This window comes from Saccharibacillus qingshengii, assembly GCF_013185195.1.
Taxonomy (GTDB): Bacteria; Bacillota; Bacilli; order Paenibacillales; family Paenibacillaceae; genus Saccharibacillus; species Saccharibacillus qingshengii.
Window position 1 is genome coordinate 37,587 of sequence record NZ_JAAZWC010000001.1, and the last position, 20,816, is coordinate 58,402.

Genomic DNA, 20,816 nt, shown 5'->3' on the forward strand with positions numbered 1-20,816 from the left:
ACGGCCGGGATTACGCGCCGGCTTCCGTCCGAAGACTGCGGTCTTTGGCGCGGGATCTTGAACGGATTCCCGGAATACGCGGCGGGCGGGGCAGCGAACGGGCCGGAGCGGATCTGAGTCCCGACACCATGACGCCTCCGAGAATGAGCAGGGCACCCAGATACCCCTGCGTGCCGAGCATCTCGCCCAGGAACACGAAGCCGAACAAAGCGGCGAAGACCGGTTCCAGCGAGAACAGCACGCCGATTCGTTCGGGCGTCGTATGTTTCTGCGCGACGGTCTGCATCACGAATCCGAACGCGCTGCAGATCACCGCAAGACCGATGACGGCGGTCCACTGCGAAGCGCCCTGAGGGATCGAAGGCGTCTCGAACCCCAGTCCCAACATCAATCCGAACAATCCGGTGAATCCGAGCTGAAGCACGCCCAGCGTCAGGCCGTCGGCGCGTTTGGCGAACCGGTTCGTCAGAATGATATGCACGGCGTAGACGAAGGCCCCGAGCAGGCAGAGCAGCGATCCGCTCTCGAACGTCAGCGAATGCTGCAGGGTGAGCAGCGCGATACCGCCCATCGTCAGCACGATGCCTGCGGTCATGGCAAGACTCGGCCGCCGGCGGGTGATCGCGAGCTGGATCATCGGGACAAAGACGACCATGGCGCTGGTCAGGAAACCGGCCGATGACGCGGTCGTCGTCTCAAGTCCCGTAATGAGCAGCGCCAGCATGACGAACAGTACGAAGCCCAGCACCGCGGCATAGCCGACCGTCTTCAGGTCGGCCAGCCGTATTCGGCGCCCGAACAGCGGCGCCGTCAGCGCGAAGGCCAATAGGAACCGCCAGGCGATCAGCATGAACGGTTCCATCCCGTCGAGGCCCAATTTCATCAGCAAATAAGACGAGCCCCAGGCCGCCGAGACCAGGGCGATCGACAGATCGGCCGTTTTTTTCGTCATGTGCATCTTCATTCTTTTCGTCATCCTTTTCCGGTCGTATAGAGTTTAGGGAACCTGCATAAAAATCCGTTGATTTTTTGCCTTTCTCAGTATAAGTTGAAGAAAAGCATGAGCAAAGCGAATGTTTTTCATGGTTAACATGAACAATTTTAATGATGGAAAGAGGGCCAGGATGTCCACGCACAAATACGAAGCTTTTCTCAAAACGCTCGAGACCGGAAGCCTGACCAAAGCCGCGGCCTCGCTCGGTTATACGCAGTCCAGTATCAGCCATATGCTGAACGCGCTCGAAAAAGAATGGCGGCTGACCCTGCTGATCCGGGACCGCTCCGGCATCCGCTTGACATCGGACGGACAGCGTCTGCTGCCGTATATCCGTCAGGTGGTCCAGGCGCATCGGGAACTGATCGACGAGACGGCGAATCTGCGCGGGCTCCGTTCGGGATTGATCCGCCTCGCCACGTTTACCAGTGCCGCCGTCAACTGGCTGCCGGGACTGATCCAGACGTTCCAGCAGCAGTATCCGGGGGTGGACTTCGAACTGCTGCACGGTCATTACAGCGATATCGAGAATTGGCTCGACACCGGGCAGGCCGACTGCGGTTTCCAGCGCCTGCCCGTGCGGCCGGACTTTGAGAGCCGGTTTCTGATGCAGGATCGCTTGGTTGTGATTCTGCCCGAGAATCATCCGCTGGCGGACCTGGAACGCTTCCCGGTCGAGATGCTTGGCGAAGAGCCTTTTCTGCTGCTGGAAGAAGGCACCGTCAACGAGATTCGGGATATCTTCGAGCTGCACGGTATCCATCCCAAAGTGCGTTTTACCGCCCGGGACGATTATGCGATCATCTCCATGGTCGAGAGCGGCCTGGGTATCAGTATTCTCCCGGAACTTGTGCTGAACCGGACCCCGTACCGCGTGGTGCAAAAAGAACTTAGCGTTCCCGCCTATCGCCGGCTCGGAATCTGCCTCAAAAGCGGTGAACACGCTTCGCCCGCCCTGCGCAGGTTTCTGGAACATGTCGAGGCTTACCCGGCTTTTTGCGACGGGAGGCAGGAAGGGGGAGGCTTGGGCGCGAAGTTCTCTCTATAGAGATCCAGAGGGCGCTGCCTGCACCGGTGGTATGCGGCCGCTTGGTTGTGGAGAACTGCAGTCCGTATATAAGGGAGGGCGCTTATGCCGACGTTCGAGACCAGAGGAAACCACTTTTATTACGAAAATGAACCGATTCAGCTGCGTTCGGGAGCGATTCATTATTTCCGCGTCGTGCCGGAATATTGGGAGGACCGTCTCCGCAGGTTGATCGCCTGCGGCTTCAATACGGTCGAGACGTATGTGCCGTGGAATCTGCATGAACCGCGGGAAGGACATTTCGTCTTCGACGGCATCGCCGATCTCGAAGCCTTCGTGCGCTTGGCCGGCTCTCTGGGTCTGCATGTCATCGTCCGTCCGAGCCCGTATATCTGCGCGGAATGGGAATTCGGAGGGCTGCCGGCTTGGCTGCTCGAAGACGGGGATCTGCGTCTGCGCTGCTCGGATGCGGCTTATCTGTCCAAAGTGGATGCTTACTTCGACGAGCTGCTGCCGCGTCTTCACCCGCTGCTGTGCAGCGCAGGCGGACCGATTATCGCTCTGCAAATCGAGAACGAATACGGCAGCTACGGGTCGGATACGGAATATCTGGAATATTTGCGAGACGGGATGATCCGCCGCGGCATGGACGTGCTGCTGTTCACGTCCGACGGCCCAGAAGTGTCCATGCTGCGCGCCGGCTCGCTCGCCGGAACGCTGGCGACGGTCAATTTCGGTTCGGGGACGGCCGGGGCGTTCGAAGAACTGCGCCGGCATCAGCCGGAAGGCCCGCTCATGGTCATGGAATTCTGGGACGGCTGGTTCGATCGCTGGTTGGGGCCTCACCATACACGCTCCGCAGCCGAGATCGTAACGGAGGTCGGGCAGATGCTGGATCTTGAAGCTTCGTTCAACTTCTATATGTTCCACGGCGGAACCAACTTCGGTTTCATGAACGGCGCGAACCATGTCAACCATTACGAGCCGACCGTTACCAGCTACGATTACAGCGCGCTGCTGAGCGAAAGCGGAGATCCGTCGGAAGCATACTTCGCGGTGCGCGAACTGCTGTCGAAGCGTCTGGGACTGACGCCGCCGGAGCCGCCGGCCCCTCTGTCCAAGCAGGCCTACGGGCGCGTCGAACTGCGGGAGTCGGCCGGGTTGTTCGAGCAGGCGGTCCGTTTGCCCGGCGATCCGATCCGCAGTGCCGTTCCGGAACCGATGGAAAAAGTCGGCCAGGCCTACGGCTTCATTCTGTATACGACCATGATCGGCAGTGAACATAACGGAGGGAAGCTCTTCCTGCAGGAGGTGCGCGACCGGGCGATCGTTTTCGCGGACGGCAAGCAGATCGCGCTTGTCAACCGCTGGGAACCGCAGGAAGGTACCGTGCTTCGCGTACCGGAAGGCGGGCTGCGCCTCGACATTCTGGTCGAGAATATGGGCCGGATCAATTACGGGCCGCTGATGCGCGATCGCAAAGGCATTACCGAAGGCGTGCGCGTCGGCAATCAATTCCTGCACGGGTGGGAGATTACGCCGCTGCCGCTGGACGATTTGTCGGCTCTCGAATTCGCTTCGTTGAGCAGCGCGAAGAACGAAGCGGCGTTCTCGGGCGAAGAATCGGCCGGAGCGCGTCCCGCGTTCTACCGCGGCACTTTTGCGGTCGAAGAACCGGCCGATACGTTCGTTCGCACGGACGGCTGGGGCAAAGGAAACGTCTGGGTGAACGGGTTCCTGCTGGGCCGCTACTGGCAGGCCGGCCCGACCCGGACGCTCTACGTGCCGGCTCCCCTGCTGCGCAGCGGCAGCAATGAGATCGTGGTGTTCGAGCTGCACGGCTTCGTCGGGAACAACGAGTCTGCGGAGGAGGCTTCACCCCCGTTTGTCGAATTAACGGACCGGGCGGACCTGGGCTGAGGTCGGAATTTGAAGCCCGAAGCGGAAACGAGCCTGCCTTTCGTCCGAAAGGTAGGCTCGTTTTTTTCATCAATAAGCGTATCTTCAAAAAAGGAGGAAACAAGATGTCCTGGACTTCCGAAGCGGGAGGAGGAAGAGAATTCAATCTCGGGCAGTATGCGCTGCCGGATCTGCGTTTTTCTTTTCAAATGTGCGGCGCGCATTGGCGCAAAGTGGCGTCGGGATGGTCGTATCCGCCGCATGATCATGCGCTGTTCGAGCTGAATTATGTAATAGAAGGGCAGCAGATCACGCGGATCGGCGGAGAGCCCCATATCCAGCATCCGGGGGAGCTGCTGCTGCTCGCGCCCGGATGCAGACACGAGAGCCGGATCGGGAAATCGAATACCATGACCTATTTTTGTATCCATTTTGATATCGACGATGCGGTCATGTACGGCCGGATTGCGTCGCTGGGCAGCAGTCTGTTTGCCGCCGATTCGGAACTGACAACGAGGCTTCAGCCCGATTTGGAACGCTTGTCGCGTCTGTCCGGCGGGGAAGAGGAAGAGCCTTCTTCGGAGTCTTTTGCAATCCGCGCTTCGATTCTCCGGATTCTGCTCGAACTGTGCCAATATGCGTTTGCCCTGCCGGAAGCGGACACGGATTTCTCCTCGCCGGGCGGCGCACAGCCGGAAGCGGCGCGGCTGCTGCGGGAACGTTATGCCTTGGAGAAAAAAATGCAGGATTTCCTCGGCGATCCTTATGTCGGGGATCTGCTCAGCGACCGCTCGCTGTTCCCTCCGTTCAACTGGGTCGGGTTGTTTACCGTGATGGTGCCGGACCGGGCGTTTTGGACCAAGCCCGACCGCTTTCTGGCCAAGACGCTGCTCGAAGATGCGCTGTCCGGATTCGGGACTTCCGTAGTGGCTGCCGGCGAACAGCTGCTGACAGCGGTGCTGTTTGCGGACGGATACAGCGTACCTCCACTTGAAGAATATGCGGCGGACTGCAGAAGACTGCTGGAGCGGCGGCTGAACGAAACGGTTCGGCTGGGAATCGGCGGAGTGGCCGCTTCGCCGGGCGAATTGAAAAGTCTGTATCATCAAAGTCTGGGCCGCCTGGGCTTAAACGAACCTTTCGATCCGCTGCCGAACTTTGACTTTATGAACCGGGCTGTCCGGTTGGCTCTGCTGGCGATCGAGTCGGACTATGCGGATCCCGAGCTTACGCTGCACAGGCTGGCGCTGCGGCTCAAGCTGACACCCAATTATCTGAGTGCGCTGTTTACGGCGGAGACGGGCCGTTCGTTCACCTGGCATTTGACCCGGATCCGGATCAACCGGGCCTGCCTGCTGCTCCAGCAGACCTCGCTGAAAGTGCATCAGGTTGCCCGCCAGACGGGATACGCGGACCCGGCCTATTTCAGCCGCAGCTTCAAGTCGGCTGTCGGCTGCAGCCCAGCCTCTTATCGGTCGAAAGCGTCCGAAGACTAAAGAATACGCTTACAAATGGGTGTAGAATTATCCAACAAAACGTAGATGTGTACATTGCCTGCCCTGTCTGCTGATGACATACTGGAACCAAATCGAAGCACAGGGGGAGAAGCGCATGTACAAAGTCATCGTGGCGGACGATGAGCCGCTGATGCTCGAAGGCTGGAAGACCATGATCGATTGGGAAGGGCACGGTTACGAATTATGCGGTACTGCATCCGACGGAGAAGAAGCGCTGGAACTGTTTGGCGTCCACCATCCGGATCTGGTTGTCACGGATATCCGGATGCCGGTATTGAACGGGCTGGAGCTGATCCAAACGCTCAAAAGCCGCCCCGATTCTTATGTGCGGAGTGTGATTGTCAGCGGGTATACCGAGTTCGGTTATGCCCAGCAGGCGCTGCGGAGCGGAGCGGACCGCTATGTGCTGAAACCGATCGTAACGGAAGAAATTCATGCGATGCTGGGAGAACTGCTCATGCTGCTGGATCAAGGCCGCACCCAACGCAAAGCGGCCGCCGCGCTGCGCGACGCTTCCGAAGAAGCGCTCCTCGTTCGGCTGCTCCGCGGCGAAAGCCCGGCAGAAGGCGCTTCCCTGCCGGGAGCGGCGGCAAATACGCCGTTTTGCGTGCTGCTGGGCGAAGCTGCGGAGAATCCGGCGTTCTCCGGCAGAGTCTCCGCGAGGGATTCCCTTAGGCAGTTGGCGGACGACCTGCGTGCAGCGGGGACCGAGGCCTGGACGTTCGACGACGGACCCGGCAGGGCCGGGCTGCTCGCGGCCTGTATGCCCGAAGGAATAGACTGCCGCCTGACCCGGCTTCGCTCGGCGGCTTCCGGTCTGTCCGTATATGTCAGCGGAGGAGGCAGAGGCTGCGAATCGCTTCCGCTGCTCTACGGTCAGGCGATAAATCTGCGGGAACGCGCCGCTCCTCTTCGCGAAGCGGCCGTATACCGGTATGCGGATACGCAAACGGCCGGGAACGTAGGTTTTGCGGCATGTATGGCTTCGGCCGAAGCCATATTGAAGCGGGTCGAAGACGGAGAGCCCGAAGCGGCTGCCCGGGAGGTAACGGAATTGTTCCGTCTGTTCGGACGTCTGCTTGCCCCGGTCGGCTGGACGGAAGGCGTAGTCCGCTATTTGTACGGAGAGCTGCTGCACCGGGAGCAGAAGAAATCGCCGCCCGATCTGCCCTGTTCGGACCTGCGTGCCGACCGTATCGACCGCTTCGCGGAAGCGAAGCTGCAGCGCCGCTGCGTCGAAGCCGCCGAGGCTGTACGGAGCAAGCATCCTGCCGGTTATACGCCGGCGGCCCCGATTGCCGAAGCGGTCGAGTATGTCCGGACCCATTATCGGGACAAACTTCAGCTGCGCGATCTGGCCGACAAAGCCGGTCTGAGTCCGATTTATTTCGGTCAGCAGTTCAAGCGCGAGACCGGATACGGATTTAACGAATATATGCACCGCCTGCGCGCGGAAGAAGCCCAGAGGCTGCTGCGTCGCACGGACCGGAAGATCTCCGAGATCGCCGGCGAACTGGGTTATCACGATACGGAATACTTCGCCGCCAAGTTCAGAGCCGTTACCGGCGAACTGCCTTCGCTTTACCGGTCGCGAGAACGGGGGAGAAAGCGATGAGACGCCGAAGTTTTTCTTTGCCCAAACTCAACGATATTCCGCTTAAACGGAAGTTTTTGCTGATCTATCTGCTGTGCGTGCTGCTGCCGATCATGTCGATCAACCTGTTCTTCTATGCGCGGACGTCGGCGGATATCGAAATACGCGAGCGCGAAAATCTTCGCCGATCCGTCGAACGGGCCGGCGGCGAGCTGCTTGGCATGATTGACGAGAGCGTGGCGCTGAGCCGATCGATCGCGGCCGACGATTCGCTGTACGAAGCCCTCGACCGCACCTACGATTCTCCGTCGGACTATTATACGATGTACGACGGTTTTCTGAGGGATAAGCTTACCCGGTATATGTCCGCGAATATTCTGGATGTGCGCGTCTACACGACAAACCGGACCATTCAGGAAGGTTCGAATTACCGGGTTATCCGGCAGGAAAAAGGCAGACCCGTATGGATGGAGCCTCTGGGCGCTTCGGCGTCGGCTGTGGCGGTATCCGCCTACCGGGACGAAGAAGCGTACAAACCCGGACGCCGGATCAGTATCGTAGGCCGGATGGATGTGTACCCTTCCTATGCGAGATATGCCAAATATTCGCGTGTCGATCTGGATCTCGGACGGGTATCGGACATTTTGAACCGGGAACACGGGAGCGTCCAGTTCAAGTTGGTAGACGGACGCAACCGGGTTGTAGCTGACGGACAGGGCGGGAGGGACGGCGAAGGCGAATTTTATGCCAATGCCAAATTGACCTCCCAAGAAGCGGAATCGGGCTTTGCGCTGGAGAGGCCGCTTGGAAGCTTGAGTTACGTCAAAGGCTGGAAGCTTGTCGGAATCTCGGATACCCGCTATATCAACGGGCTGAGACACGAATCGCTGCGCTCCATTCTGGTTCTGGGCATTTTCAGTACGATTGTGCCTTCGCTGCTGATCTTTTTTATATTCCGTTCTTATCATTCCCGTATCAAACGGTTATCCCGCCATATGGAAAAGGTACGCAGCGAAAAGTTCGACCTGATCGATATTCCGGAAGGACGGGATGAGATCGGCGGGCTGATTCATGCCTTCAATCTGATGACCGGACGGATCCGCTCGTTGATCAACGATGTCTACAAACTGGAAATTCGTCAAAAGAATCTGGAGCTGGACCGTGTGAGAACCGAATTGGCCATGCTGCAGAGTCAGGTGAATCCCCATTTCCTGTTCAATACGCTGAACGCCGTGCTGGTCGTCTGCACCCGAAACGGCTATCGCGAAGTGACGACCATCGTCAAAAACCTGTCGCTGTTGATGCGGCAGCTGCTCAGTCGCCCGGATGATCGGGTGCCGCTGGAAGAAGAACTTCAATTTACCCGCATGTATCTCGAAATCGAGAAATTCCGCTTCGGCGACCGGTTCGATTATGAGTTCGAGGTAGAGCCGGAGGCCGCGAAACTTCGGATTCCGCGGATGAGCATCCAGCCCCTTGTCGAAAATGCCTGCAAACACGGGCTTCAAGGTCGGAAGTCGGGGCGTATGATCCGTATTTCGGTTCGTTTGAGTGCCGACGGACTTGCGCTTTTCGTCCGGGACAACGGTATCGGCATGAATGAAGAGAAGCTCCGTCAGGTAGAAGATCGGATGCACCTGGAATGCCCGTCGGGCGGTGGGAACAATGTCGGACTTCGCAATGTGCACAGGCGCCTGGAGCTGTTTTACCAACGAGATGTCAGACTTCTTATTCGCAGCCGGGCCGGGCAGGGGACCGAAGCGGGATTTGTTATTCCGCCCTGCTGGTTGAACCAGGAGGAAGAAGAGGCCGCTTATCCGTGGGACAAGGAGGCGTAACGATGGAGATGGAGAAGAGCTACAAAGTGCTGCTTGTCGATGACGAGCCTCTGGCAATCGAAGGACTGAGATGGATGATCGATTGGGAAAAATACGGTTTTCGCGTCGATGGGATCTGCGAAAACGGGGAGGAAGCTCTCCAACATATCCGCAGCGCCGCACCCGATCTGGTCGTCACCGATATCCGCATGCCGGTGATGGACGGGCTGCAGCTGATCGAAGAAACGCGCAAAGCGGGCGACTTTTCTACTTTGTTTGTGATTACGAGCGGTTACGACGACTTCGATTATGCCCGCCGCGCTATGCGCCTGGGTGTATCCAATTACCTCACCAAGCCGCTGATGGACGAAGAAACCGAGGAGATGCTGAGGCGTCTGAGCGGGCAGCTCGGGGAACAAGGAGCGCTGCTTACGCAGACGCGTCATGCCGAAGCGCTGACAGAGCGCAGGGCACTCTCGTCGATCCTGTTCGGCGAACGCCGGGATGATTCCGGGCCGGTCGAACCGGCGCTTGAGCGGATGTCCGATACGGCCGCAAGCTGGGTGTATATGCGGCTGACGGCCAACGCCGAGTGGATGCAGGCGGCGCGCGAGATTGTCCGTTCGGCCGAAGAGAGCAGGCGCTGCTGCCGGTGGGTCGAGTCCGGACGCGGCTTGTCGGGGATCGTGGTCGGTATTCCGGCGGATCGGGACCCTACCGAGGAAGCGCGCCTTTTTGCTGGCGAACTGCTCCGTTCGCTTCCCGGTGAAGCACGGGGACGGGTACGCCTGGCTGCCGGACGAAGCGTGGACCGACTGGAAGAACTGCGTACGTCGCTCGACAGCGCCGAGGAAGCCGCGCAGCTGTTGTTTTTCGGCGGATCGGATTTTGCCGTTCATGCGGACACCGCCTCCAACGTGCTGTCTTTTGATGCGGCGGAGCTTGGAGAAGCGGACCGGATCGCGGCATTGACCGAGAGCGGGAGCAAGGAAGAGATTCGGCTTGCTCTGCGGGAAACGTTCCTGCAATTTGAACGCAGAAGGACTTCTCCCGATCTGGTCGAGATGTTCGCGGCGCGAATTGTCCTGCGCTGCGCTTCGGTCTGTCAGGAGCTCGGAGGCGACTTCGAAGAAACGATACGCCGATCGCCTTTTTGCGGCGGGGTGACCCTGCTGCCGAACCTTGCGGAGACGCAGCGGCGGTTGGAAGACTTTTGTCTGGACTGCCATACGGAAGCGTCGCTGCTGGCCGAGCGGAGCGGGGGCGGGGTGCAGGCGCAGGTGGCGGATTTTCTGCGCAGCCGCTACACCGAGAGTTTTACGATCCGGGAACTGGCGGAACGATTCTATGTGCATCCCGTTTACCTGGGACAGTCTTTTGCCCGCCGCTACGGGATGGGGATCGCGCAGTTCGTACACGATCTGCGGATCGGGGAAGCCTGCAGGCTGCTGCTGGAGAGCGATCTGCCTTCCTGCGCGATTGCCGAGCGGGTCGGATACAAAGGCTATCCGCATTTTCTTAAACAATTCGAGAAGAAGACCGGCCTCAAGCCGGCGGAGTACAGGGCGCAGGCTTTATGCTGAGCGTCCTTTTTTTGTAAGGAACGGAAATAGCCTTAAATTTAGGGGGGAAGAAGCTTAAGTCTGCCTATTATGAAAGCGTATACATTAGATCATAATAAAAGAGTACAAACGATCCAATCTCGAAAGAGGACAACATATGAGGGGGTTGAACATGAAAAAACTGTGGGGAGCGACGTCCTTGATTCTTGCGGCTGCATTGACGCTCAGCGCGTGCGGAGGCGAAGAAGCGGAAAATGCGAAGGACGGTTCGAAAGTCGTAACCATCTCGGCTTTTATCAGTACACCGAATCAGGCACCGACCGCCGATAACCGGATTTACAAAAAGATTCAGGACGACCTTGGGGTCAAACTGAACATGGAATTCCTGGTCGGGGATCTGCAGCAGAAACTCGGAGTCATGATCGCCGGCGGCGATTATCCGGACCTGATTACCGCCGATACCAAGCTGGTCGCGGCCGGAGCCGTCATTCCGCTGGAAGATCTGATCGAAGAGCATGCGCCCAATCTGAAAAAGCACTACGAGAAACATTGGAACCGGATGAAAGACTCCAGTGACGGCCATATCTACTGGCTGCCGAACTATGGCGCTTATTCCGGGGAGTTCAACAGCAGCTCCTACTCGGGTCCGGCTTTTTGGATTCAGAAAGCCATCTTGAAAGACGCCGGTTATCCGACGCCCAAGACGCTCGACGAATACATGAAGTTGATTCGCGACTACGAAGCCAAGAACCCGACGATCGACGGCCAGCCGACCATCGGTTTTACGACACTCGCTTCGGATTGGCGAACGTTCCCGCTGCTGAATCCGCCGGAGCATCTCACCGGGCACCCCAACGACGGAGGCGTCGTCGTCGACAACGACGTCGCGACGGTCTTTGCGGACAAGGATATGTCCAAACAGTACTATCAAGCGCTGAACGGTCTGTATAACGAAGGGCTGTTCGACAAAGAAGCGTTCGTCCAGAACTACGACCAATATCTGGCCAAAGTATCGTCGGGACGCGTACTCGGCATGTTCGACCAGCACTGGAACTTCCAGCCGGCCGAAGATACGCTGGTCTCGCAGAACAAAATCGATCAGACCTATGTCGGATTCCCGCTTGTCTACGATACGAGTATCAAGGACCATTATCTCGACCGTCCGGTCATTAACTTGAACAACGGCTTCGGGATCAGCAAGAACGCCGAAGATCCGGTACGCATCATCAAGTTCCTAGATGCCCTGATGGGCGAGGACTACCAGAAGATGCTGAGCTGGGGCGAAGAAGGCGTCGATTACATGGTCGACGACAAAGGTCGGTTCTACCGTACGCCGGAACAGCGCAAGCAGCAGGAAGATCCGGCCTGGAAACTTGCCAACCGCGCGGACGGATTCTATGGAGCCGTACCGAAGACGCAGGGTACGTTCAGCGACGGCAATGCGACGGGCCCCGGCGACCAACCGGAAGAATTCTACGCCAGTCTGCGCGACGAAGACAAGAAACTGCTTGATACTTACGGATTCAAGACCTGGAGCGATTTCTTCTCGCCGGCTCCCGAGAATCCCGTCTATTACCCGGCTTGGCAGATCGATCTGATCGAAGGTTCCGACGCTTCCGTCGCGAACAAACAGATGACCGACACTTCGCTTAAGTATCTGCCGCAGGCGGTCATGGCCGACAGCGCAAACTTCGAGGCGGCCTGGAGCAAATATGTCGAAGCTTTTGGCAAGATCAATGTCAAAGCTTATGAAGAACGCGTTAACGAACAAATCCAATGGCGCATCAAAAACTGGGCCACGGACAAGTAACCCAAGGAGGCAGGATCGGGAGGAGCGGCAGCCGCTTCTTCCGTCCTTTGCCGCCAATCGAGTCCGAATAGCCGGTTAGGGGGAAAGTATTATGGCCAAAGCCGTTCCGAGCAGTTCCGCATCCGCGGGTTTGCCCAAAACATCGCTATTGAAGCGTCTGCGCAGTCAAAAGCAGCTCATGTTCATGTCGCTGCCAATCGTTGTCTATATCCTTATCTTCTCGTATTACCCGATCTGGGGTTGGGTTATGGCTTTTCAGGATTACAGTCCCGCCAAAGTGTTCTCGGAACAAAAATGGGTCGGATTCAAACACTTTGCGTTCCTGTTTACGGACGACGCTTTCCTGCGCGTGCTTCGCAACACGGTCGCGATGAGTCTGATCAATATGATCCTGGGCTTTGTCACCGCAATTGTGTTCGCGCTGCTGCTGAACGAAATCAAAGGACGCTTTTTCAAAAGAACCATTCAAACCGTCTCGTATCTGCCGCACTTTCTGTCCTGGATCATCGTAACGGGCATCGTGGCAAGCTCTCTGTCGGTCGACGGCGGGATCGTGAACGTGGTGCTGATGAACCTGGGGCTGATCAACGAACCGATTATGTGGCTCAGCGTACCGGAGTATTTCTGGGGCATCGTCGGCGGTTCCCATGTATGGAAAGAACTTGGCTGGAACGCCATTATCTATCTTGCGGCCATCACCTCGATCGATCCTTCGCAGTATGAAGCCGCGGAGATCGACGGAGCGAACCGATATCACAAAATGCTGTATATCACGCTGCCGGGCATCAAGTCGATCGTCGTGATCCTGCTGATCATGAATATGGGCTGGATGCTTGAAGCGGGCTTTGAAGTACAGTACCTGCTCGGCAACGGCGTCGTTGTGGACTGGTCGCAGACCATCGATATTTTCGTATTGAAATACGGCCTGCAGATCGGCAACTACTCGCTTGCGACCGCGGCCGGCATATTCAAGACGGTCGTCAGCATCACGCTGATCTTTGCCGCCAATACAATCGCGAAGCGGCTCGGCGAAGACCGGCTGATCTAGGGGAGGACGAAAGCGATGAACGCCAAAAAAACGCAGATCGAACCGTTTATTTTCCACACGCTGAACGGCCTGTTGATGATCGCCGTGGCCGTGGTTACGCTGTACCCGTTTCTCAATACGTTCGCGGTGTCCCTGAATGCGGGCAACGATACGATCCGCGGAGGCATCTATCTGTGGCCGAGAATCTGGACCGATCAGAATTACCGCGCCGTGTTCGCGAACGGCAACATTCTGAACGCGTTCTGGGTCTCGGTGGCCCGAACCGTGCTGGCTACGGTGCTCAGTCTGTTCCTGACTTCGATGCTCGCGTATACGCTCAGCCGCAAAGATTATATCCTGCGCAAGCCGATCACGATTCTGGTCGTGCTGACGATGTACTTCAGCGCGGGTCTGATTCCGACTTATTTTCTGATGAAAGACCTGCATCTGCTGAACAACTTCCTGGTCTATATCGTGCCCGGACTGGTCAGTGCTTTTAACATGATCGTAATCCGGACGTACATCCAGACGCTCCCGGAAGGGTTGATCGAATCGGCCAAGATCGACGGCGCAGGCGATTTCCGGACCTTCATCTCGATCATCCTGCCGCTCTGCCAGCCTGTACTCGCCACCGTGGCGCTGTTCGTGGCGGTCGGGCAGTGGAACTCCTGGTTCGATACTTTCCTGTACGCTTCGTCGAAGCAGGAACTCAGTACCCTTCAGTTCGAGCTGATGAAGCTGCTGTCTTCTTCGATGAACCTGAACAGCAGCGCCGCCGTGTCCAGTGGAGCGGATCCGAACGCCGCCGCGCAAAATATGGTGACGCCGGTATCGATCCGCGCCGCGATCACGATCGTAGCGTCGCTGCCGATCCTCGTTGTCTATCCGTTTTTGCAAAAGTATTTCGTACACGGTCTGCAGTTGGGCAGCGTCAAGGAATAAAGCGGCGAACAAGCCGGCAAACGCACATGAAAAGGAGAGAGTCCGATGGAGAGAGAAACGCCGTCCCTGCAGAAGGCGTATACCGACCTGTTTCGAATAGGCGCCGCCGTAAGTACGGAAACGCTTCGGCGCGAGCAGGAATTTGTAGCCCGTCACTATAACAGCCTGACTGCCGAGAATCAGATGAAGTTCGAGGAGATCCATCCGGAAGAAGACCGGTATACGTTTGAAGCGGCCGACGAGATCGTCGACTTCGCCGTTCGGCACAAGATGGCCGTTCGGGGTCACACGCTGGTCTGGCACAATCAGACGCCGGCCTGGGTATTCCAAGAAGACGGGGGCCAAGCTTCTCGGACCCAGGTACTGAAACGTTTGGAAGAGCATACGTACACCGTTATGCGGCGCTACGCGGGCAGGATCGGGGCCTGGGACGTCGTCAATGAAGCCGTCGAAGACGGAGCGGCCGGCTATCTACGTCAAACGCCTTGGCTGGACTGCGTCGGCGAAGACTATCTGGAGCAGGCGTTCCATATCGCGCATCGCGCCGATCCCGATGCCCTGCTGTTTTACAACGATTACAACGAGACAGATCCGCTCAAGCGGGAGAAGATCCATCGCCTTGTCGGTTCGCTCAAGGCGGCCGGAGCTCCGGTGCATGGCATCGGGATGCAGGGACACTGGAACCTGTACGGTCCTCCGATCGACGAGATTAAGGAAGCGATCGAGCTTTACATTTCGCTTGGCGTCAGGCTGCATATCACGGAGCTGGATCTGTCCGCGTTCCGGTTCGAAGATCGGAGAACGGACCTTGCCGCGCCGACGCCGGAGATGGAGCAGCTGCTGACGGTCCGCTACGAAGAGATCTTCCGTCTGTTCCGCGAGTACCGCTCGGCGATCGATTCGGTTACGTTTTGGGGAGCGGCCGATACGCGAACCTGGTTGGACGGTTTCCCGGTGCGGGGCCGCCTCAACTGGCCGCTGCCTTTTGACCGCAAGCTTCAAGCGAAGCCGGCGTTCTGGCGCATCGTGGAAGCGGCGCGCTGAGAGATGCTGAGCGATGTAGAAGAGAAGAAGCCATTTTAATAGGAGTCCGAATAGAAATGGAATACGATGTCCGCGATCGCTGCGGGCATCTTTTTTATTTCTGAAGCCAAAACGAAATATTTTACACTGTTTTTACAAAACAATGGTTTTGCGTTAATTTTCGCTCTCTACAATAGGAACTGTTAAGCGGCACGGACAACTCGGATAGAGAGCAGACGGCCGCAATCGTATGAACACCACTAGGAGGGTCAAACCAGACATGAAATCGAAAAAAACATTATTCGGCACTTTAACACTTTCCGCTATGCTCGCACTTACCGCTTGCGGTAACGGCAGCACAACGGCGACTACGGAAACATCGGCAGCAGGTTCGGGTACAACTCCGGCAGCTACAGAAACACCGGCGGCAGAGTCCGTATCGGGATCCATCCTGGCAGTCGGATCGACGGCTCTGCAGCCGCTGGTCGATCAAGTGGGTCAGAAATACATGACCGAGAATGCTGAAGTTACGGTTCAAGTACAGGGCGGAGGCAGCGGCACGGGCCTGACTCAGGTATCCGAAGGCGCAGCCGACATCGGCAACTCCGACGTATTCGCGGAAGAAAAACTGGATGCCGACAAGGCAGCCGAACTGGTTGACCATCAAGTCGCGGTTGTCGCTATGGCAACTGTCGTGAACAAAGATACGGGCGTAACCGATCTGAGCAAACAGCAGCTGTTGGACGTATTCAGCGGCAAAGTGAAAAACTGGAAAGACGTTGGCGGTTCCGATCAAGCGATCGTCATCGTTAACCGCCCGAGCAGCTCGGGTACGCGTGCCACATTCGAGAAGTACGCACTGGGTGAAAAAGTCGAAAACGTACCGGGCGCTATCGAACAGGATTCCTCGGGTACCGTTAAGCAAATCGTTGCCGATACCAAAGGCGCTGTAGGTTACCTGGCGTTCTCGTACCTCGACGACACCGTTACGGCTCTGAGCTACGAAGGCGTAGAACCAAAAGAAGAAAACGTACAAAGTGGCAAATACCCAATCTGGGCTTACGAGCACATGTACACGAAAGGCGAGCCGGAAGGCGCAGCCAAGGCTTTCCTGGATTACATGATGACTGAAGAAGTACAAAACGCGGACGTTGTGGAACTGGGTTACATCCCGGTATCCAGCATGGAAACCAAGCGTGACGCAGAAGGCAAAACGATTCAGTAATCTTTCGGCAGCACCGGCAAAAAAGAGGCGGTTTCTCCGCCTCTATTTGCGCGTTTAACAACGAATGGAGAGGGTAACCACTTATGGAAAATACTAAACCCGCTTCGCGCGGATTCGCCAGACATCGCCGCGAAGACCTGATCGGTAAGACTTATACGTACCTCTGCGTGCTCATGCTGATCGTCGTGATCGTGTCGATCGTGTACTTCGTCGCTTCCAAAGGACTGGCCACCTTTACGAAAGACGGTGTGAGCCTGGCCGAGTTCCTGTTCGGCCGTAATTGGAATCCGACCGGGGATACGCCGTCGTTCGGCGCACTTCCGTTCATAGCGGGTTCGTTCGTCGTCTCGATGCTGGCTGCCCTGATCGCGGGCCCGCTCAGCATCTGCGCGGCCTTGTTCATGACCGAAATTGTACCGGGCAAAGGCAAAAGAATCCTGCAGCCGGCTATCGAACTTCTTTCGGGTATTCCGTCGGTCGTTTACGGCTTTATCGGTCTGACCGTCCTTATTCCGTTCATCAGTTCGCTGACAGGCGGGACTTCGGTAGGCTACGGCGTGGGTGCGGGTGCTCTTGTCCTGTCGATCATGATCCTGCCGACGATTACAAGTATCGCTGCGGACGCGCTGACTTCGCTGCCGCGCGGCATGCGTGAAGCGTCGTATGCGCTTGGCGCAACGCGCTGGCAGACGATCTACCGCGTCGTGCTGCCGACTTTGGCTCCTTCGCTCTGGACGGGTATTATCCTCGGCATCGCGCGCGCTTTCGGCGAAGCACTTGCCGTACAGATGGTTATCGGCAATGCTCCGTTCCTGCCGACTTCCCTGGTTCAATCGGCTTCGACCCTGACCAGCGTGATCACCTTGAACATGAGCAACACGGTAACCGGAACGGTACAGAACAACGTCCTCTGGAGTATGGCGCTGATGCTGCTCTTTATGACCTTTGTGTTCATCATTGCGGTACGGCTGCTCCAAAGGAGGAATAAACTGTGAACGCAAAAACCGCAGACAAACTTGCGACCGGCATTATCGTCTTTTTCGCGGTTCTCATCGTCGCGATTCTGGCCGGGCTGCTCGGCATTATCCTCTTCCGGGGGATCGCCCAAATCGACTGGCACTTCCTGACCTCGCCTTCGCAGAACATGAAGGCGGGCGGCGGTATCGGGCCGCAGCTGTTCAACTCGCTGTTCCTGCTCGTCCTGACGATGATCATCACCATCCCGATCGGTCTGGGCGGCGGCATTTACATGGCGGAATATGCGCGCGAAGGCAAAATCACCGCCTTCATTCGCCTGGTCGTCGAAGTTCTGTCGTCTTTCCCGTCGATCGTTGTCGGCTTGTTCGGTCTCCTGCTGTTTGTTAACACTTTCGATCTCGGCTATTCGCTGCTGTCCGGCGCGATCGCGCTGGCGATCTTCAATCTGCCGCTGATGGTTCGGATTACGGAACAATCGTTCCGCGCCGTACCTAGAGAGCAGAAGGAAGCCGGGCTTGCACTCGGTTTGTCCAAATGGAAGATCATCACCTCGATCCTGCTGCCTGTCGCGCTGCCGAGTTTGATTACCGGTACTATTCTCGCGGCCGGCCGCGTATTCGGCGAAGCCGCCGCGCTGCTGTTCACCTCGGGTATGACGACGCCGCCGCTTGATTTCACCGACTGGAATCCGCTGCATCCGCGTTCCCCGATCAACCCGCTGCGTCCGGCGGAAACGCTGGCCGTACACATCTGGAAGTTGAACAGCGAAGGCGTGGTACCGGATGCGAAGCAGGTTGCCGCAGGCGCTTCCGCCGTGCTCGTGATCATGGTTCTGCTGTTCAATCTGGTCGCACGCTGGTTCGGACGTTTCGTGTACCGCAAGATTACCGCTTCCAAGCGGATGGAATAGGAGGGCTTCCGTTATGCAGACCAGTACGCAGCCGCGCTTTGGCACGGAAGAACTGAGTGTATTTTACGGCACGAACGAGGCCGTCAAGAAGATCAATATGGAATTCCCCGAGAAAAGCGTAACCGCGCTGATCGGACCGTCGGGCTGCGGGAAGTCGACCTTCCTGCGCTCCCTGAACCGGATGAACGACGAGATTGCGTCCGCGCGCGTTGCCGGACGGATCTGGATGGACGGGCAGGATCTGAACGACAAGAACACCGATGCGGTCACGCTGCGCCAGAAGATCGGCATGGTCTGGCAGCGTCCGAATCCGTTCTACAAGTCGATTTACGAAAATATCGCATTTGGTCCGAGATACCACGGGACACGCGGCAAGAAGCAGCTGGACGAGATTGTCGAGCAGAGTCTGCGCCGCGCCGCTTTGTGGGACGAAGTCAAAGACCGTTTGAAAGAATCGGCACTGTCGCTGTCCGGCGGTCAGCAGCAGCGTCTGTGCATCGCGCGCGCCCTGTCCGTCAGTCCGCAGATTCTGCTGCTCGACGAACCGGCTTCCGCACTTGACCCGGTATCCACCGGCAAAGTCGAAGAGCTGATCATCGAACTCAAAAAAGATCTTCGCATCGTGATCGTGACGCACAACATGCAGCAGGCTGCACGCGTATCCGATTCGACCGCCTATTTCTATCTGGGCAATCTGATCGAGCACGATGATACGACCAAGCTGTTCTCGAACCCTTCGAACCAAATGACCCAGGAATATATCATGGGCCGGTTTGGCTGAAGAAGCGATCCGGACAAGCCCCGCAGATGCGGGAAGTCTGATCCGGCCGCCATTTTTGCAAGCTCTCATACGATACGTATCGGACCGTCTCCTTCTTGCGAAGGAAACGGTCTTTTTTTTAACTCATTAACGATTCGTGTTGTACCCCTGCACGGAATCAAGTACGATAAACAAATGAGAAACATTCCCGATTCGGAAAGGATGATCTTTTGATGACCGAACCGTCCATGATCGAATTCGACAAGAATTTGCTGCTGCCGCAGTTTTATATGAGCGCAGAACCGCTTGAAGGGGCCGAGATGTCGGCTTCGCTGGCCGAGCTGTCCACACCGGAAGGCGCGGAGTCTTTTCTGCGTGTATTCGCCGATGTTCTGCAGGCTCCGGATCTTCAGGCGGCCGTCACTTACTTTTGCAGTTGGTACAGCGGGGTCGTCATCGCTTCGATGTACTTCCCGGCAGCCGCCGGACTGCGTCCGGAATTTTCGGCAGCCAATCTGAGTGTCCAGCTGTTTCGCCTGGAGAACGGGCACAGCCTGAACTTTGTGATCGGCAGCCGCCTTGCGCAGACGGCACCGCCGGACGAAGCCGAGCGCGACGAGTGGATGCGCGAAGGTCTGGCTAAGTTTTACGGGCAGACCTGCCGTCCGCTGTTCGAGAACTTTGCTGCAAGGTCAGGCCTTGCTATCGGCATGATCTGGGCGCAGCTGCCGGGCCGCGCGGATTATTTTGCGCAAATGTGGCGGAGCCATCCGCAGTTCGGTCCGATGCTGGCGCCCCACCGCGACCGGCTGGAGAAGATTTACGAACAGATGAAGACGCTGGAGCCCGATCTTTTTGGCCGCAAAAAAAATCCGTTCGATCTGCGTTTCCGGTATACGCCCCATCTGACCCATCCCACGGAGCAGATCCAACTGCGTCCAAGCTGCTGCCTGTACCATATGCTTCCGGGAGCCGAATACTGTTACAACTGTCCGAAGATCAGCGAGCAGGATCGGGCCGAACGCCGCGAACGGGTTCGAGCGCAATGAACGAAGAAGCGCTGCTGTCGACCGGCAGGATCAGAATCGTCGTGGTCTCCGATACGCATATGCCCCGCATGGCGAAAGCTCTTCCGCCGCGGCTGGTCGAAGAACTGGCGGAGGCCGATCTGATTCTTCATGCGGGCGACTGGACGTCTCCGGAGGTGTACGACCTGCTGGCCGTATACGCTCCCGTTCACGGCGTAGCGGGCAACAACGACGGACCGGCTATCGTCGAACGCTGGGGCTACCGCCGGATCGTCGAAATCGGAGGATGGCGAATCGGACTGACGCACGGACATTTGGGCCGGGGGAGTACGGAAGCGAATGCGCTTGCCGCGTTCGAAGACGAAGAAGTCGATATCGTGGTATTTGGACATTCGCATATTCCGTTATCCAGAACGGTCCCGAATCCCAAGCGGGAAGGGAGCCTTACCTTGTTCAATCCGGGTTCGCCTACGGACAAACGCCGGTTGAAGCAGTATTCGTACGGTCTGATTACGTTGGACGGGTTGATGTCCGTGTTCGAACATCGCCATTACGATTCGAAGATTTAGATCCGTTGCGAACAGGAACGATCACAGACGGCATACACAGACAGACCCCGGGAATTTCGATACCGGGGTCTTTTTTTGTTGGATTTTTCCGAAAAAAAGGCTTTGTGTTAACGCAATGTTTTGACGGTGTAAAG

General features: G+C 57.3%; 17 protein-coding genes. 16 read left to right on the plus strand and 1 reads right to left on the minus strand.

All coding sequences use genetic code 11. The features are described 5' to 3' along the window. Positions 1–10 precede the first annotated feature (10 nt). The gene (locus HRQ60_RS00135) at positions 11–964 is read right to left on the minus strand and encodes a DMT family transporter (protein ID WP_172193623.1); all 954 of its coding nucleotides are present in this window, start codon (positions 962–964) and stop codon (positions 11–13) included. A gap of 160 nt (positions 965–1,124) precedes the next feature. Here HRQ60_RS00135 and HRQ60_RS00140 point away from each other — a divergent pair, with 160 nt between their 5' ends. The 16 genes from HRQ60_RS00140 (at position 1,125) to HRQ60_RS00215 (ending at position 20,682) form a co-directional block, all read left to right on the plus strand. Beyond that, a complete protein-coding gene (locus HRQ60_RS00140) occupies positions 1,125–2,042 on the plus strand; it encodes a LysR family transcriptional regulator (RefSeq protein ID WP_172193624.1) in 918 nt (305 codons plus the stop codon). A gap of 84 nt (positions 2,043–2,126) precedes the next feature. Continuing rightward, positions 2,127–3,941, plus strand: a complete 1,815-nt coding sequence (locus HRQ60_RS00145; RefSeq protein ID WP_172193625.1) for a glycoside hydrolase family 35 protein — start codon at positions 2,127–2,129, stop codon at positions 3,939–3,941. A gap of 104 nt (positions 3,942–4,045) precedes the next feature. Further along, positions 4,046–5,416 carry an AraC family transcriptional regulator gene (locus tag HRQ60_RS00150; RefSeq protein WP_172193626.1) on the plus strand — a complete coding sequence of 457 codons (1,371 nt, stop codon included), beginning with the start codon at positions 4,046–4,048 and terminating at the stop codon, positions 5,414–5,416. Between the two features lie 115 nt (positions 5,417–5,531). Then, complete coding sequence (locus HRQ60_RS00155; RefSeq protein WP_172193627.1) at positions 5,532–7,052, plus strand: response regulator; 1,521 nt, start codon at positions 5,532–5,534, stop codon at positions 7,050–7,052. After that, positions 7,049–8,869 carry a sensor histidine kinase gene (locus HRQ60_RS00160; RefSeq protein ID WP_172193628.1) on the plus strand — a complete coding sequence of 607 codons (1,821 nt, stop codon included), beginning with the start codon at positions 7,049–7,051 and terminating at the stop codon, positions 8,867–8,869. The genes HRQ60_RS00155 and HRQ60_RS00160 overlap by 4 nt, the downstream gene beginning before the upstream one ends. Before the next feature lie 2 nt (positions 8,870–8,871). Further along, positions 8,872–10,431 carry a response regulator transcription factor gene (locus HRQ60_RS00165; protein ID WP_172193629.1) on the plus strand — a complete coding sequence of 520 codons (1,560 nt, stop codon included), beginning with the start codon at positions 8,872–8,874 and terminating at the stop codon, positions 10,429–10,431. Positions 10,432–10,582: 151 nt separating this feature from the next. Beyond that, a complete protein-coding gene (locus tag HRQ60_RS00170; protein ID WP_246280960.1) occupies positions 10,583–12,220 on the plus strand; it encodes an ABC transporter substrate-binding protein in 1,638 nt (545 codons plus the stop codon). Between the two features lie 91 nt (positions 12,221–12,311). Next, positions 12,312–13,268, plus strand: coding sequence for an ABC transporter permease (locus HRQ60_RS00175; RefSeq protein WP_172193631.1), 957 nt, complete (start codon positions 12,312–12,314; stop codon positions 13,266–13,268). A 15-nt stretch (positions 13,269–13,283) separates the two neighbouring features. Then, positions 13,284–14,189 carry a carbohydrate ABC transporter permease gene (locus HRQ60_RS00180; protein WP_172193632.1) on the plus strand — a complete coding sequence of 302 codons (906 nt, stop codon included), beginning with the start codon at positions 13,284–13,286 and terminating at the stop codon, positions 14,187–14,189. Positions 14,190–14,234: 45 nt separating this feature from the next. Next, positions 14,235–15,233: an endo-1,4-beta-xylanase gene (locus HRQ60_RS00185; RefSeq protein ID WP_172193633.1), complete on the plus strand. Its 999-nt coding sequence runs from the start codon at positions 14,235–14,237 to the stop codon at positions 15,231–15,233. 259 nt (positions 15,234–15,492) lie between these two features. Further along, positions 15,493–16,437, plus strand: coding sequence for a phosphate ABC transporter substrate-binding protein (locus HRQ60_RS00190; RefSeq protein WP_172193634.1), 945 nt, complete (start codon positions 15,493–15,495; stop codon positions 16,435–16,437). 83 nt (positions 16,438–16,520) lie between these two features. Continuing rightward, on the plus strand, positions 16,521–17,432 hold the full coding sequence (gene pstC, locus HRQ60_RS00195; RefSeq protein ID WP_172193635.1) for a phosphate ABC transporter permease subunit PstC: 912 nt from the start codon (positions 16,521–16,523) through the stop codon (positions 17,430–17,432). Further along, positions 17,429–18,325, plus strand: a complete 897-nt coding sequence (gene pstA / locus HRQ60_RS00200) for a phosphate ABC transporter permease PstA (RefSeq protein ID WP_172193636.1) — start codon at positions 17,429–17,431, stop codon at positions 18,323–18,325. Before pstC ends, pstA begins: the two co-directional genes overlap by 4 nt. A 13-nt stretch (positions 18,326–18,338) precedes the next feature. Further along, positions 18,339–19,106, plus strand: coding sequence for a phosphate ABC transporter ATP-binding protein PstB (gene pstB / locus HRQ60_RS00205; RefSeq protein WP_172193637.1), 768 nt, complete (start codon positions 18,339–18,341; stop codon positions 19,104–19,106). 212 nt (positions 19,107–19,318) lie between these two features. Then, on the plus strand, positions 19,319–20,134 hold the full coding sequence (locus HRQ60_RS00210; RefSeq protein WP_172193638.1) for a (2Fe-2S)-binding protein: 816 nt from the start codon (positions 19,319–19,321) through the stop codon (positions 20,132–20,134). A gap of 29 nt (positions 20,135–20,163) precedes the next feature. Next, complete coding sequence (locus tag HRQ60_RS00215; protein WP_172193934.1) at positions 20,164–20,682, plus strand: YfcE family phosphodiesterase; 519 nt, start codon at positions 20,164–20,166, stop codon at positions 20,680–20,682. Positions 20,683–20,816: the final 134 nt, after the last annotated feature.

Excerpts from the sequence above, each read along its gene's own strand:
- HRQ60_RS00155 (WP_172193627.1), top strand. The coding sequence starts at position 5,532 with ATGTACAAAGTCATCGTGGCGGACGATGAGCCGCTGATGCTCGAAGGC.
- HRQ60_RS00190 (WP_172193634.1), top strand. The coding sequence starts at position 15,493 with ATGAAATCGAAAAAAACATTATTCGGCACTTTAACACTTTCCGCTATG.
- pstC (WP_172193635.1), top strand. The coding sequence starts at position 16,521 with ATGGAAAATACTAAACCCGCTTCGCGCGGATTCGCCAGACATCGCCGC.
- HRQ60_RS00135 (WP_172193623.1), bottom strand. The coding sequence starts at position 964 with ATGAAGATGCACATGACGAAAAAAACGGCCGATCTGTCGATCGCCCTG.
- HRQ60_RS00175 (WP_172193631.1), top strand. The coding sequence starts at position 12,312 with ATGGCCAAAGCCGTTCCGAGCAGTTCCGCATCCGCGGGTTTGCCCAAA.
- HRQ60_RS00160 (WP_172193628.1), top strand. The coding sequence starts at position 7,049 with ATGAGACGCCGAAGTTTTTCTTTGCCCAAACTCAACGATATTCCGCTT.
- HRQ60_RS00210 (WP_172193638.1), top strand. The coding sequence starts at position 19,319 with ATGACCGAACCGTCCATGATCGAATTCGACAAGAATTTGCTGCTGCCG.
- HRQ60_RS00170 (WP_246280960.1), top strand. The coding sequence starts at position 10,583 with ATGAAAAAACTGTGGGGAGCGACGTCCTTGATTCTTGCGGCTGCATTG.
- HRQ60_RS00145 (WP_172193625.1), top strand. The coding sequence starts at position 2,127 with ATGCCGACGTTCGAGACCAGAGGAAACCACTTTTATTACGAAAATGAA.
- HRQ60_RS00180 (WP_172193632.1), top strand. The coding sequence starts at position 13,284 with ATGAACGCCAAAAAAACGCAGATCGAACCGTTTATTTTCCACACGCTG.
- HRQ60_RS00150 (WP_172193626.1), top strand. The coding sequence starts at position 4,046 with ATGTCCTGGACTTCCGAAGCGGGAGGAGGAAGAGAATTCAATCTCGGG.
- HRQ60_RS00165 (WP_172193629.1), top strand. The coding sequence starts at position 8,872 with ATGGAGATGGAGAAGAGCTACAAAGTGCTGCTTGTCGATGACGAGCCT.
- pstB (WP_172193637.1), top strand. The coding sequence starts at position 18,339 with ATGCAGACCAGTACGCAGCCGCGCTTTGGCACGGAAGAACTGAGTGTA.
- HRQ60_RS00185 (WP_172193633.1), top strand. The coding sequence starts at position 14,235 with ATGGAGAGAGAAACGCCGTCCCTGCAGAAGGCGTATACCGACCTGTTT.
- HRQ60_RS00140 (WP_172193624.1), top strand. The coding sequence starts at position 1,125 with ATGTCCACGCACAAATACGAAGCTTTTCTCAAAACGCTCGAGACCGGA.